The following is a 12761-nucleotide window of genomic DNA, read 5'->3' on the forward strand; positions in this document are numbered from 1 at the left end:
CTACGCGGGCAGCACGGTGCCGCGGCATTCGCCAAAGCCGATGCGCCTGAACCCCGGCTGCTCGCAGTAGCCGCGCAGGATGATGGTGTCGCCGTCTTCAAGCCAGGCGCGCGTCTCGCCGCTGGACAAGGCAAAGGGTTGCTTGCCGCCCGCGCTCAGCTCCATCAGGGAGCCGCCTTGCGCCGGCTCTGGCCCCGACAGCGTGCCTGAACCCAGCAGGTCGCCTGCGCGCAGGTTGCAGCCGTTCACCGTGTGGTGGGCCACCAGCTGGGCTAAGGTCCAGTAGGCGTCGCGGTAGTTGGACCTTGAAATGCGGTCGCCCGCATGGCCGGCGGCCCGCATTTGCGCCGTCTGCAGCCACACTTCCAGTTCAATGCTGATGGCGCCCTGCGCCCGGTTGGCGGGCGAGTCAAGGTAGGCCAGCGGTTCAGGGTCGCCCGCCGGCCGGCTGAACGGCACGCGAAACGGCGCCAGCGCATCGAGCGTGACGACCCAGGGCGAGAGCGTGCTGGCAAAGTTCTTCGACAAAAACGGGCCCAAGGGCTGGTATTCCCAGGCCTGGATGTCGCGGGCGCTCCAGTCATTGAACAGGCTGACGCCGAACACATGGTCTTCGGCATCGGCCATGGGGATCGGCTCGCCCAGCGCGTTGGGCCGCGCCACCAGCATGGCGAGCTCCAGCTCGTAGTCCAGCCGGCGGCAGGGGCCCAGCGTGGGCGCGTCCTGGTCGGGTGCCCTGGTTTGCCCCCTGGGCCTTTTAAAGCCCTGGCCGCTCGGGATGATGCTGGACGCCCGGCCGTGGTAGCCAATCGGCACCCACTTGTAATTGGGCAGCAGCGGGTTGTCGGGCCGCAGCTGCTTGCCGATGGTGGTGGCGTGGTGCACGCTGGTGTAGAAGTCGGTGTAGTCGCCAATCTGGCAGGGCAGGCCCAGTTCCACGTCAGCCTGCGCATGCAGCGCCGTCTTGAACACCGCTTGCTGCGGGCTGCCCACGCGCAAGCCTTCAGAAATGGCCTGGCGCACGCTGCGGCGCACCTCTGGCAGCAGGCGCATCAGCCGGTTCATGTCGCTGTTGTCAATCACCCGGGCCGCGCGCAGGTCCAGCACCTGGCTGCCAATCGCCACGCCGATGCGCCAGTCGGCATCTGCTTCAGTGCGGAAACGGCCAAACGGCAGGTTTTGAATCGGGAAGTCGGTGCCGGGGTCGTTGGCCGACGCGACCCAGCTTTGCAGCGCCGGGTCGTGGCTATCATCAATCAGAAGGCTCATTGCTTGAACTCGCGTTCGTGCAAAAAGGCGCCTTGCTTGGGTGCGCGTTTGGTCTGCGACCATTCCTCCAGCATTTCCCACTTCACCGCGTCCAGCCGCTGGATCATGGCTTGTTCCTCCGGGTCCGGGCAGGCCAGTTCCAGGCGGTGGCCGTTCGGGTCAAAGAAGTAGATCGAGTGAAACGCGCCGTGGTCGGTCACGCCCAGCACCTCGACGCCGTTGGCCTCCAGGTGCGCCTTGAATTCGAGCAGTTCGGCCCTGTCCTTGACCTTGAAGGCGATGTGCTGCACCCAGGCCGGCGTGTTCGGGTCGCGGCCCATGGGCGGCTGCGTCGGCAGCTCGAAAAAGGCCAGCACATTGCCCTGGCCGGCGTCCAGAAACACATGCATGTAGGGGTCGGGCGCCTTGGTTGACGGCACATGGTCTTCGGCAATCGCCAGCACAAAGTCCATGTTCAGCATCTTCTGGTACCAGAGCACCGTCTCTTTGGCGTCCTTGCAGCGGTAGGCAACGTGGTGAATGCGGTCGATTTTCATGGGTTTCATGCCTCCACGGTCAATGCGCCGCGCTGGATCTGGTCGCGCTCCAGCGACTCGAACAGCGCCTTGAAGTTGCCCTCGCCAAAGCCCTCGTCGCCTTTGCGCTGGATGAACTCGAAAAAGACCGGCCCGAGTTGCGGCTGCGAGAAGATCTGCAGCAGCAGGCGCGGTGTGCCGCCTTCCGTGGAGCCGTCCAGCAAAATGCCGCGCGTCTGCAATTCAGCCACCGGCTGGCCGTGGCCGGGTAGCCGGCCTTCGATCATCTCGTAGTAGCTTTCGCTGGGCGCGCTCATCAGCGGAACGCCGGCGAGTTGCAGCTTGTCCACCGTGGCCAGCAGGTCGTCGCAGATCAGCGCAATGTGCTGGATGCCTTCGCCGTTGAACTTGAGCAGGAATTCCTCGATCTGGCCGCCGCCTTGTTTCGATTCCTCATTGAGCGGAATGCGGATCTTGCCGTCGGGCGCGGTCATGGCGCGCGAGGTCAGGCCGGTGTATTCGCCCTGGATGTCGAAGTAGCGGATCTCGCGGAAGTTGAACAGCTTTTCATAAAAGCCGCCCCAGAACGCCATGCGCCCCCGGTACACGTTGTGCGTCAGGTGGTCGATCAGTTTCAGGCCATGGCCGGGCGGGTGGCGGTCCACGCCGTCAATGAACACAAAGTCAATGTCGTAAATCGACTTGCCGTCTTCAAAGCGGTCAATCAGGTACAGCGGCGCGCCGCCAATGCCCTTGATGGCGGGCAGGTTCAGCTCCATCGGCCCGGTCTTGATTTCAATCGGCTGTGCGCCGAGCGCCAAGGCGCGGTTGTAGGCCAGGTGGGCGTCCTTGACGCGAAATGCCATGCCGCAGGCGCTGGGCCCATGCTCGGCGGCAAAGTAGCCGGCCACGCTTTTGGGTTCGCGGTTGACGATGAAATTGATGTCGCCCTGGCGGTACAGCACCACGTCCTTGGACCGGTGTTTGGCCACCAGGGTAAAGCCCATGCGCTCGAAAACCGGCTCCAGCACGCCTGGCACGGGCGAGGCGAACTCGACGAATTCAAAGCCCATCAGGCCCATCGGGTTGTCAAACAAATCTGCCATGGTGTGTCCTTGAAAAATACAGGGTGTTTTCTTTGATGCGTCATCTTCACGCAAGGTGCGCGCAGTTTTCATGCGATTTGGCCCATGGGCCGGCGTCCTGCGCATGTTTTGAGCGCGGCTGGCCGCCAGGCATCTAGTCGAGCGAAATGCCGGCCTTTTTGGCCAGCGCGGCGTAGCGCGTCATCTCGCTGCGAAAGTACAGGGCCGCTGCGTCCGGCGTGCTGGGGTGGATCACGTTGCCCTGCCGGGCCATGGCTTCCTTCACTTCGGCGCTGCTGTAGGCCGTGGTGAACGCGGCGTGCAGGCGCTTGACCTGATCGGCGGGCAGCCTGGCCGGGCCGACCACGGCAAACCAGCCTTCAATCTCGTAATTGGGCAGGCCTTGCTCCGCGATGGTCGCAAGGTCGGGGGCGGCCGGGCTGCGGGTTTTGCCGCACAGGCCAATGGCGCGCAAGGCGCCGCTTTTCAGGTGCGCCTGCGCCGCCGGCAGCGCGACCACACCCATTTCCACCTGACCGCCGATCAGGTCGGCGACCATGGCGCCCGTGCTTTTGTAGGGAATGTGGCGGATCACGACCTTGGCCTCATCGACAAACATTTCACCGGCAAGGTGAATCACCGTGCCATTGCCGGCCGAGGCGTAGTTGTACCCGTCGGGCCTGGCCTTGACCAAGGCGATCAGTTCCCTGACATTGGTGGCTGCCACCTTGGCCGGGTTGACCACCAGCACGAAAGGGGTGGCGCCCATGACAGAAACCGGGGTGAAGTCGGCCAGCGTGTCGTACGGGATTTTCTTGTAGACGCTGGGGTTGATGACGTGGTTGTTGGACACGACGCCAATCGTCAGGCCATCAGCCGGCGCCTTGGCCAGGGCGGACGCCCCGGTGATGCCGCCCGCGCCGGGCAGGGTTTCAATCACCACCGCTTGTCCGCCCAGTGCCTTGACCAGTTGCGGCACGGCGGCGCGCACGATGGTGTCCACCCCCGAGCCGGCGCCCACCGGCAGGATCACGCGCAGGGGCCGGTCGCTTTGCGCCCAGGCCGGCAGCGCGGCCAGGGCGCAGGCGTTGGCGGCCAGACCCAGCGCGGCGCGGCGGGTGACATAAAAAGGTGAGGATGTGCTCATGTTGCTTGTCTCCGGGTGGTTGGTTTTTTAAACAGGAATTCAAGCGGTGGCGCTGCCCAGCAGGCTGGCCAGAACTTCGTCGGTGTGTTGGCCCACACGGGCCAGCGGCTGGCGCACGCCGGGGCGGCGCCCGCCCATCGTTAGCGGCAGCAAGACCACGTCGGTGGTGCCGCCGTCTTCCGTCTGCATGGGCACCAGGCCGCCGCTGGCCCGCAGGTGCGGGTCGCTCACGAGCTGGTCGGGCCGCACGATGGGCGCGTAGGGAATGCCGGCCGCCTCCAGCCGGAGCGACAGCGCATCGGCCTGGTGGTGCTTCAGGATTTCGCCCAGCTTGACCAGCAAGACCGGGCGCAGCGCCACGCGCTGGGCGTTGGTCTGCAGCGCCGGGTCTGCCGCCAGTTCGGGGCAATCGAGCACCCGGCACAAGGTCAGCCACTGCTTGTCATTGACCGCGCCAATGAACAGCTGCTCGCCGCCCGCCAGCGTGAACACGTCGTACACGCTCCAGGCCGACACGCGGGAAGGCATGGGCGGCGGCGGCTCGCCGGTCATTGAATACTGCTGCATGTGCTGGGCGCTCAGGAACACGCAGTTCTCGAACAGCGCGCTCTGGATTTCCTGGCCCTTGCCGGCCTTGTCGCGTTCACGCAGCGCCGCCAGCACGCCGATGGCGCCGAACATGCCGCCCATGATGTCGTTGACCGAGGTGCCGGCCCGCAGCGGCCGGCCTTCGGGGCCGGTCATGTAGGACAGGCCGCCCATCATCTGCACCACCTCGTCGAGCGCCAGCCGCTTTTCATACGGGCCAGGCAGAAAGCCCTTGTGGCTGACGTAAATCAGGCGCGGGTTGTCTGTCTTCAGGCTGTCGTAGTCCAGGCCGAGCTTGGCCATCAGGCCGGGGCGAAAGTTCTCCAGCAGCACGTCGCACTGGGCAATCAGCGCCTTGGCGGTTTCCTGGCCTTCGGGCGTGGTGATGTCGAGCACCACGCTTTTTTTGTTGCGGTTGAAGCTGCGGAAAAAGCCGATGCCCAGGCCCGGCAGGTTGCGGGTCTTGTCGCCGCCGGGCGGCTCGATCTTGATGACTTCGGCGCCGAGGTCGGCCAGGATCATGCCGCAGGTGGGGCCCATGACCATGTGGGTGAATTCGATGACGCGCACGCCTTCGAGCGGCAGGCCGGTAGGGGTGGGGAGTGGGGTGTTCATGGGTGTTGTTTCCGTGGTGTTCAGTGCGCGGCGGCGGGTTTGAAATTGCTGGGCAGGCCGGCGCGCCATAGCGCGCCATGGGTGGCTTCGCCGGCCAGCCAGCCGGCCACGCGGGCGCGCAGGGCCAGCAGGGCGTCGATGTCGAGCCCGGTATCGACACCCATGGCCTCCAGCATGAAGGCCAGGTCCTCGGTCGCGGCATTGCCGCTGGCGCCGGGCGCATGCGGGCAGCCGCCTATGCCGGCCAGCGACGCGTCAAAGCGCGTCACGCCCAGTTGCAGGGCGGCGGCGGCGTTCGCCAGCGCCAGGCCCCGGGTGTCATGGAAGTGGCCGCAGCAAAAGCGGTCGCCGGCAATTTTCAGTGCCTGCTCCACCAGCGTGCTGACGGCATGCGGGTTGGCGTAGCCCACCGTGTCGGCCAGGCTCACGCGGTCGGCGCCGGCGTCCAGCAGGGCCTGCAGCAGGCGCAGCACTTCGGAAACTTTTACATCGCCCTGCAGGGTGCAGCCCCAGGCCGTGCCCACGCCGCCTTCAATCAGGGTGCGGCTGCCCGCCGCGTCGCGTGCCGCACGGATGCGGCCCATCTCGGCCACCACCTCGTCGGGCGTCTTGCGCAGATTGGCCAGGCTGTGCGCGTGGCTGGCTGACAGCGGCAGGATCATCAGGTCGGCGCCGCCCTCAATCGCGCGCTCGGCGCCCTTCAGGTTGGGCACCAGCACGGAGGCCAGCAGGCCGGGCAGCGTCTTGGCAAAGGCTAGCACGTCTGCCGTGTCGGCCAGTTGCGGCATCAGCCGGGGCGGCACAAACGAGCCGACTTCGATTTCGCGCTGGCCGGCGGCGTGGGCGGCGCGCACCCATTCGATTTTTTGCGCCGTGGGCAAAATGGTCTGGATGCTTTGCAGGCCATCGCGCAGGCCCACTTCGCGGATGATGGCGCGGGCGGGCAGGGCGGTGGTGCGGGTAATGCGGGTAAGGGGTGGCGTGGAATGCATGGCGAGCCCATTGGGTGAAATAGCAACAGGTGCCCAGTTTAAAAGTTCCTTTAATCGTGGAAAGTGGTATTTTGGAAGCCTTGAAGTTCTTTTTTGGAACTTCAATTAACCTTGTAGCGGGGCACAACCTATTGCTCTGTTGCTCTGCTGGAGTGCTGATGAAAGACCTGGACCTGACCACCCTGCGGCTGTTTGTGGCCGTGTGTGACGCGCGCAGCATTGCGCGCATCGGCGAGCGTGAACACATCGTACCCTCGGCCATCAGCAAGCGGCTGGCCCAGCTGGAGCAAGACCTCGGTTGCCGCCTGCTCACGCGGATACGGCGCGGCGTCGAGCCCACGGCCGCCGGTGAAACCCTGCGCGAGCATGCGCGCGGGCTGCTGGGCGCGGCCCAGCGCGTCAGCGACGACATGCGTGCCTACACCTCGGGCGCGTCCGGCCTGGTGCGGCTGATGGCCACCACGTCGTCGGTGGCCGAGTCGCTGCCCGATGACATTGCCGATTTCCTGAAAATCCCGGCGCACCAGGCCATCCGCGTCAACGTGCAGGAGCAGCTCAGCCGCGATGTGGTGCGCGCGCTGCGCGAAGGCAGCGTGTCGCTGGGCGTTTGCTGGGACGCGGCCGACCTGTCGGGCCTGCAAACCTATCCGTACCGGCAGGACCATCTCGCCATCGTGACGCATGAAGGGCACCCGCTGGCCGGTTGCAAGCGCCTGGCGTTTGTCGACGCGCTGGCGTTTGACCATGTCGCCTTGCCCGCCGCCAGCGCCGTGCAACTGATGCTGGTCAGGGCGGCGGCCGCCAGCGGGCAGGCCATTCGCTACCGCGCGGAAGTCTCGACCTTCGAGGCGGCGCTGCGGGTGGTGCGCTCCGGCCTGGGCATCAGCGTGGTGCCGCAGGAGGTGGCCCAGCCGCTGGCAGCGGCCTTTAACCTCTGCATCATCCCGCTGACGGATGCCTGGGCGCAGCGCCGGTTTGCGATCTGCTTTCAGGACGAGCGTTCCTTGTCTGCCGCGGCCAGGTTGCTGGCGGAGTATCTGGCTGAAGTGGGGCGCCAGGCGTAGGTGCGCGGTTTTGGCGGGCGGCCTGGCGTTGCTGCCGATAATGGCCCGATGCGCACCCATCCCCCCTCTCATCCCCAAGTCCTCGCGTTCGATGTTTTCGGCACCGTGGTCGACTGGCACAGCGGCATTGCGCGCGAGGTGCAGGCGCTGCGGCCGGCGGTGGACGGCGACGCGTTTGCGCTGGCCTGGCGTGCCGGCTACCAGCCCGCGATGCGCCGGGTCATGGCGGGCGAACTGGGCTGGACGCTGATTGACGATTTGCACCGCCTCATCCTCGACACGCTTCTTGCGCGGTTCGGCCTAGCCGACTTGACGGAGGCTGAAAAAAAGCACCTCAACAAAGCCTGGCACCGGCTGGACCCGTGGCCCGACGTGGTGGCGGGGCTGACGCGGCTCAAGACACGTTTCACGATCTGCACGCTGTCAAACGGCAACATCGGCTTGCTGACCAACATGGCCAGGCACGGCGGCCTGCCCTGGGACTGTATTTTGTCGGCCGAGGTGTTTCGGGCCTACAAGCCCGACCCCGCCACCTATCTGGGCGTGGCCAGGGTGTTTGACGTGGCACCGTGCGAGGTCATGCTGGTGGCCGCTCACCAGGACGACCTGGCCGCCGCGCGCGCCTGCGGCCTGCAGACCGCCTACATCGAGCGCCCGGCCGAGTTTGGCGCGGCCCACCCCAAGGACCTCACGCCTGACCCCGCCAACACCCGGCACGCCCAGGACTTTTTGGCACTGGCCGACCAGCTGGGCTGCTGATGTCCATGGCCTCCCGCCTGATTCTGTTCAACAAGCCCTACGGCGTGCTGAGCCAGTTCACGCCCGAGGGGCGCTGGCGCGGCCTGAAGGACTACATCGACCTGCCCGGCGTTTATGTGGCCGGCCGACTGGACGCCGACAGCGAGGGCCTGCTGCTGCTGACCAGCGACGGCAAGCTGCAGGCGCGCATTGCCGACCCGCGCTTCAAGATGGAAAAAACCTACTGGGTGCAAGTGGAAGGCACGCCTGATGAGGCCGCGCTGGAGGCGCTGCGGCGCGGCGTGCAGCTTAATGACGGTGCCACCCGCCCGGCCCGGGCGCGGTTCATGGAGCCGCCGCCCGCGCTATGGGAACGGGCGCCGCCGGTGCGGGTTCGCCAGTCCATCCCTACCGCCTGGATCGAGCTGGCCATCAAGGAAGGCCGCAACCGCCAGGTGAGGCGCATGACCGCCGCCGTGGGCTTTCCCACGCTGCGGCTGATTCGCGCCGCGATTGGCCCCTACCGTCTGGACGGGCTCGCGCCGGGGACCTGGCAGGAGGGCGACGCGGCGCTGTCTGCATTGGGCACTTGAGCCGGTCAGGGTGCCCCGTCCACCGGCTCGCTCATTCCCAGGTAGCGCTTGACCAGGTCAAAAAAACGCTCATAAAACACGTCAGACGAGATGGTTCGGCTGGCCACCTTGACCATGGAGTCATTGCTGGAGCTGAACGGCAGCGAGACCGAACCAATTCCGCCCACGCCCAGACTGGCCGAATTGTTGCTTTTCTTCAGGGCGTAGACGTCTTGCATGGCTGTGACAAACCCCAGGCTGACCTGCCCGTCGGGGCTGTCCGGGGCGCACACCACGCGAATTTCCATCTGCAGGTGCGACTCCGGCTCGGGCTGAAAGTTTTTCCGGCCCGTCACCAGCTCCTTGGCGGCGGTGTCGATGATGTAGCCCTGGCTCAGCAACGCCCGCCGGGCGGCCTCGCAGGTTTGCGCGGCGGTGGCATCGAACAGACGGGAATAGGTCGCGGTAGACGCGAACTCTTCCTGGGACGCAAACGCCTTGACCGGGGTGCCGCAGCCTGCCAGCAGGGCGCAAGCACTTCCCAGCCCGGCCAGCCACAGGGCGGCGCCCGCGCGCATTAAGGGCAATTTCAAAACCAGGCACTCCTTCAAACATCAATCACCGTATTGTCGGGTCATCAGGGAACCACCGAGCCACCCGGAAACCACCCGACACACATTCGCCCGCAGCAAAAGAGCCGCCAGCAAGGGCAAGCGTTCAATCGGCGTTTTGGCATGGCCAGCCTGATAATGAGCCCACTGAAATTCAGCTTCTGCGGTACAACTCGACAAGGATGCGTCATGAGCCTGCTCAACATCATTAAGAAACAACTGATCGAGGTCATTGAATGGACCGATGACTCGCGCGACACCTTGTCATACCGCTGGCCCGACGAGGACCAGGAAATCAAGAACGGCGCGCAGTTGATCGTGCGCGAATCCCAGCAGGTGCAGTTTGTCGCCGCCGGCCAGTACGCGGACCTGTTCCAGCCCGGCAAGCACACGCTGAGCACCGAAAACATCCCGGTGCTGTCCACCATCATGGGCTGGAAGTACGGCTTTGAGTCGCCGTTCAAGTGCGACATTTACTACCTGAACACGCGCCTCTTCACGGGCAACAAGTGGGGCACGGCCAACCCCGTGATGATGCGCGACCGCGACTTTGGCGTGGTGCGCCTGCGCGCGTTTGGCACCTACGACTTTCGCATTGTGGAGCCGGCCAAATTCCTGAAGGAAGTGGCGGGCACCGACCAGAACTTTCGCCTTGATGAGTTTGCAGACACCATGCGCTCGCGCATCGTCAGCGTGTTTACCGAAGCGCTGGCCCGCGCGGGCGTGCCGGCGCTGGACGTGGCGCACCGCTACGCCGAGCTGGGTGACGCGCTGCTGCCTCTCATCAACCCCGCCATGCGCGAAAAGTACGGGCTGGAGATCACCAGTTTCGTGCTGGAAAACGTGTCGGTGCCGCCCGAGGTAGAGCAGGCCATCGACAAGCGCTCCAGCATGAGCGTGATTGGCAACCTCAACGACTACGTGAAATACCAGATGGGCGTGGCCATGGGCCAGGGCGGCGAAGCCGGTGCGGCAGCCACCATGCCCGCGCAAATGGCCATGGGCTTTGGCATGGCGCAGGAAATGGTGCGCAGCATGCAGGGCGGCGGCGCAAGCCAGGCGCCAGCCACTTCCGCCACTTCCGCCACTTCCGGCGCATCCCCGGCCGCAGCGGCGGGGCTGGAAGTGTTCACACCCGAGCAGGCCGCGCAGCTGCTGGGCGTGTCGGTCGAAGACGTGATGGCCTCCATCAACGCGGGCGACCTCAAGGCCCGCAAGATGGGCAACGCCTGGCGCATTGCCAAAAGCGCGCTCGAGGCGTTTTTGCACGGCTGATTCGGCCCCTACATTTACCCTGGTACAAAGCTTATGGCGGATGTCTACACGACCGCAACCGTGGGCAAACACCCTTGCCCCGAATGCGGCGGCGACCTGCAGTGGAATGCGGCCAGGCAGTCGCTGGTCTGCCCCTACTGCGGCACGGTCGTGCCCTGGTCCAAAGGCCAGGAGGCCGATCCCGGCGCCGGCGTGGTCGAGCAAGACCTGCAGGCGGCCTTCAGGGACCCGGCCACCGGGCGCGGCTGGAATGACGGTGGCGCCCGGCGCGAAGTGAAATGCCAGAGCTGTCAGGCGATCTCGGTCTTTGTCGACGGAAAAGTGGCCAAGCGCTGCGATTTTTGCGGTTCGCCGTCCATCATCGCGCACGAAACCAGCAACGACGCCATCACGCCGCAAAGCGTGCTGCCCTTCAAGGTCAGCGATGGGCAGGTGCGCGAACGCATTCGGCAGTGGTATGGTTCCCGCTGGTTTGCGCCCAACCGGCTCAAGTCGGCCGCGCTGACCGACACGCTGCACGGCGTCTACCTGCCGTACTGGACGTTTGACGCGCAGGTCAGCGCGCGCTGGCAGGCCGATGCCGGTCATTACTACTACGAGACCGAGAGTTTTCGCAATGCCAATGGCCAGACGCAAACCCGCCAGGTCCAGCGCGTGCGCTGGGTGCCGGCTGCGGGCAGCCTGAACCACTTGTTTGACGACGAGCTGGTGCCCGGCACCACTGGCGTGCATGCCAAACTGCTCAGGCAGGTTGAACCCTTTCCCTCTCGCACAGACCTGAAAGCCTATTCGCCCGAGTTTGTGCGCGGCTGGACGGTTGAGCGCTACCAGATTGACCTGCACAAGGCTGAAAAAATCAACCAGCAAGCCATGGCGGAGCAAATGCAGACGCTGTGCGGGCAGCAGGTGCCGGGCGACACCTTTCGCGACCTGCAGGTTGACGCGCAGTACCAGGGGCGCACCTTCAAGCACATCCTGGTGCCCGTCTGGCTGGTCAGCTACACCTACGGCGCGCGTCATTTCCAGGTCGTGGCCAACGGCTACACCGGCGCAATTGCGGGCGAGCAGCCTTACAGCTGGGTAAAAATCGCCTTTGCGGTGCTGGCCGTGCTGCTGCTGATCCTTGTGGCGACCATGCTGAGCCAATGATGCGCCGAATCAGGAAACCGGAATTGCTGTATTTTTAATAGCTATAAGCGCCCGCATCCATTGGGCTAAGGCCTTACTGGATGCCTGATTTTTATGTATTTCCGGCCACCCTGATCGTCTTGCGCACGCCATGCCCGGACTTATGCCCGCCGCCTGTGAATGGCCCTGTGGACAACCCACTGGATAAGCCTTGAAACCCGCGCCAGCCTTGGGTTTGCGGGCTATGCCTTAAAAACAGGCAGTGACTTTTGGGCCATAACCTTTAAGCCGTCTGCCACGCCCCGAAACCCCGGGGCGTATGCCGGCGCAGTCCTACAGCCCAGCGCTGGCACGCGGACTAGACTTGCAGCCTCATGCGCCGCGCTCGCCGCGGCCCGGTTTTCCAGCCGGGCAGGCGCGCCGCCGCCACCGAGATCCTTACAAAGGGCGCCCCCAATGAACGCTCACTCACGCAAGCAAAAGGGCCCCGCCCGCAGGTCGGCGGTCACGCTGCTCTGGTTCGTCGCAGCCTTGGGCGCATCTGCATTCGCGCAAAAAACCAGTCCCGACGCACCAAAGAGCGTGGCGGCCTGCATCGGTTGCCACGGCGCAAAGGGGGAGGGCATCGCAACTTTTCCACGTCTGGCCGGGACCGGGCAAGCCTACCTGCGGGCGCAGCTTGACGCCTTTGGCGACGGATCGCGCAAAAATTCGATCATGCAGCCGATTGCGCAGCAGCTCACTGCTGCGCAGCGCACGGAAGTCGCGCAGTACTTCAGCCAGTTGCCCGCGCCTTTCCTGGCTGCCGACCCGGTGCAGCCACTGCCAGCCGATGGGGGCGCCTGGCTTGCCACGCGCGGCCGCTGGTCTGACGACGTGCCGGCCTGCGTGCAATGCCATGGCCCGGGTGGCCGCGGTGTCGGTGCGCAGTTTCCGCCACTGGCTGGCCTGCCTGCTGCCTACATCACCGAGCAGTTGCAGGCCTGGAAAGCCGGCAGCAGGCCACCTGGGCCGCTGGCCCTGATGACAGGCATTGCGCAGCAGCTGACCGAGACTGACATCACGGCCGTTGCAGCGTATTACGCGAACCTGGCAAAAACGCCGGATGCTGTTCCCGCCAAAGCCCTCCCACCGAAAAGCCGTCCATGACCACGCCCAACCC

The 12761-nt window shown here is 65.3% G+C and carries 13 protein-coding genes; 6 read left to right on the plus strand and 7 right to left on the minus strand.

Annotated elements, in window-relative coordinates; all coding sequences use genetic code 11:
• The 6 genes from fahA to IV091_RS06040 all read right to left on the minus strand — a co-directional run bounded on the left by fahA (position 1) and on the right by IV091_RS06040 (position 6211).
• Positions 1-1269, minus strand: coding sequence for a fumarylacetoacetase (fahA, locus tag IV091_RS06015; protein WP_293466449.1), 1269 nt, complete (start codon positions 1267-1269; stop codon positions 1-3).
• Entirely contained in the window at positions 1266-1805 is a 540-nt protein-coding gene (locus IV091_RS06020; protein ID WP_293466452.1) for a VOC family protein, read from the minus strand. Before IV091_RS06020 ends, fahA begins: the two co-directional genes overlap by 4 nt.
• 5 nt (positions 1806-1810) lie before the next feature.
• Positions 1811-2890: a 4-hydroxyphenylpyruvate dioxygenase gene (gene hppD / locus IV091_RS06025; protein WP_293466455.1), complete on the minus strand. Its 1080-nt coding sequence runs from the start codon at positions 2888-2890 to the stop codon at positions 1811-1813.
• 133 nt (positions 2891-3023) lie between these two features.
• Positions 3024-4016, minus strand: a complete 993-nt coding sequence (locus tag IV091_RS06030; protein ID WP_293466458.1) for a tripartite tricarboxylate transporter substrate-binding protein — start codon at positions 4014-4016, stop codon at positions 3024-3026.
• 39 nt (positions 4017-4055) lie between these two features.
• Positions 4056-5219 (minus strand): CaiB/BaiF CoA-transferase family protein, encoded by a 1164-nt coding sequence (locus IV091_RS06035; protein ID WP_293466461.1) that lies wholly within the window; start codon positions 5217-5219, stop codon positions 4056-4058.
• A 20-nt stretch (positions 5220-5239) separates the two neighbouring features.
• Positions 5240-6211 (minus strand): hydroxymethylglutaryl-CoA lyase, encoded by a 972-nt coding sequence (locus IV091_RS06040; RefSeq protein ID WP_293466464.1) that lies wholly within the window; start codon positions 6209-6211, stop codon positions 5240-5242.
• Between the two features lie 158 nt (positions 6212-6369).
• Here IV091_RS06040 and IV091_RS06045 point away from each other — a divergent pair, with 158 nt between their 5' ends.
• From IV091_RS06045 to IV091_RS06055, 3 genes are read left to right on the plus strand one after another with little or no spacing between them, the layout of a single operon-like run.
• On the plus strand, positions 6370-7275 hold the full coding sequence (locus IV091_RS06045) for a LysR family transcriptional regulator (RefSeq protein ID WP_293466467.1): 906 nt from the start codon (positions 6370-6372) through the stop codon (positions 7273-7275).
• A 48-nt stretch (positions 7276-7323) separates the two neighbouring features.
• A complete protein-coding gene (locus IV091_RS06050) occupies positions 7324-8034 on the plus strand; it encodes a haloacid dehalogenase type II (RefSeq protein WP_293466470.1) in 711 nt (236 codons plus the stop codon).
• A 5-nt stretch (positions 8035-8039) separates the two neighbouring features.
• Positions 8040-8606, plus strand: coding sequence for a pseudouridine synthase (locus IV091_RS06055; RefSeq protein ID WP_293466496.1), 567 nt, complete (start codon positions 8040-8042; stop codon positions 8604-8606).
• Positions 8607-8611: 5 nt separating this feature from the next.
• Here the strand turns inward: IV091_RS06055 and IV091_RS06060 are convergent, their stop codons facing one another.
• Positions 8612-9163 carry a DUF2242 domain-containing protein gene (locus IV091_RS06060; protein ID WP_293466499.1) on the minus strand — a complete coding sequence of 184 codons (552 nt, stop codon included), beginning with the start codon at positions 9161-9163 and terminating at the stop codon, positions 8612-8614.
• A gap of 222 nt (positions 9164-9385) precedes the next feature.
• Here IV091_RS06060 and IV091_RS06065 point away from each other — a divergent pair, with 222 nt between their 5' ends.
• The 3 genes from IV091_RS06065 (at position 9386) to IV091_RS06075 (ending at position 12748) form a co-directional block, all read left to right on the plus strand.
• Positions 9386-10471 carry an SPFH and helix-turn-helix domain-containing protein gene (locus IV091_RS06065; RefSeq protein WP_293466473.1) on the plus strand — a complete coding sequence of 362 codons (1086 nt, stop codon included), beginning with the start codon at positions 9386-9388 and terminating at the stop codon, positions 10469-10471.
• 33 nt (positions 10472-10504) lie between these two features.
• The gene (locus tag IV091_RS06070; RefSeq protein ID WP_293466476.1) at positions 10505-11620 is read left to right on the plus strand and encodes a TFIIB-type zinc ribbon-containing protein; all 1116 of its coding nucleotides are present in this window, start codon (positions 10505-10507) and stop codon (positions 11618-11620) included.
• Between the two features lie 435 nt (positions 11621-12055).
• Positions 12056-12748 (plus strand): c-type cytochrome, encoded by a 693-nt coding sequence (locus tag IV091_RS06075; protein ID WP_293466479.1) that lies wholly within the window; start codon positions 12056-12058, stop codon positions 12746-12748.
• The last annotated feature ends 13 nt before the right edge of the window (positions 12749-12761 follow it).

The sequence above is a fragment of the Polaromonas sp. genome (assembly GCF_018780625.1).
Lineage (GTDB): Bacteria > Pseudomonadota > Gammaproteobacteria > Burkholderiales > Burkholderiaceae_C > Polaromonas.